We start from the raw sequence: 574 nt of genomic DNA, 5'->3' as shown, positions 1-574 counted from the left end.
CGTTCTTCTTGCTCCTATCAGCATTCAGGGTATTGCCCATCCCCAGGGAGAACTGGCGACGGCTCGAGCTGCTGCGGCGCTGGGCTTGCCGTTTACGATCAGTACAGTCTCTTCAAGATCCCTCGAAGAAGTTGCCGCAGCAATGGGGAAGGCGCCGCGCTGGTTTCAGCTTTTTTGGCCAACAGACCCTGACGTGACTGCTAGTCTTCTTCGCCGGGCGGAAGCTGCAGAATACTCCGCAGTTGTTGTCACCCTTGATCTGCCCGTGTACGGATGGCGGGAGAGGGACGTGCGAAATGCCTATAATCCTTTCCATCGCGGAGAAGGGATCGCCAATTTTGTGACAGACCCGGTTTTTCGCTCGAAGTTGAAGAAACCACCAGAAGAGGATTGGAAGGCGGCAATTTCTCTGTTTGGGAGTATGTTTTTTCATCCTAGTCTTACATGGGCAGAGCTTCCATTCCTGCGGCGCCATACCAAGCTGCCGATCCTGCTAAAAGGGATTCTCCATCCCCGGGATGCGGAACTGGCCTTGCAATACGGCGCAGATGGCATAATTGTCTCTAATCATGGA

Annotated in this window: 1 protein-coding gene; it reads left to right on the top strand. The window is 54.0% G+C overall.

Annotated elements, in window-relative coordinates; genetic code table 11:
- The coding region (locus MXD62_RS09990; protein WP_248829057.1) for an alpha-hydroxy-acid oxidizing protein at positions 1–574 on the top strand (574 nt) is incomplete at both ends.

Origin of the sequence: Frankia sp. Mgl5 (assembly GCF_023242985.1) — a bacterium.
GTDB lineage: Bacteria > Actinomycetota > Actinomycetes > Frankiales > Frankiaceae > Parafrankia > Parafrankia soli.
Note: the sequence above shows the minus strand (reverse complement) of the source record. Positions and strands in the feature narration are given on the sequence as shown.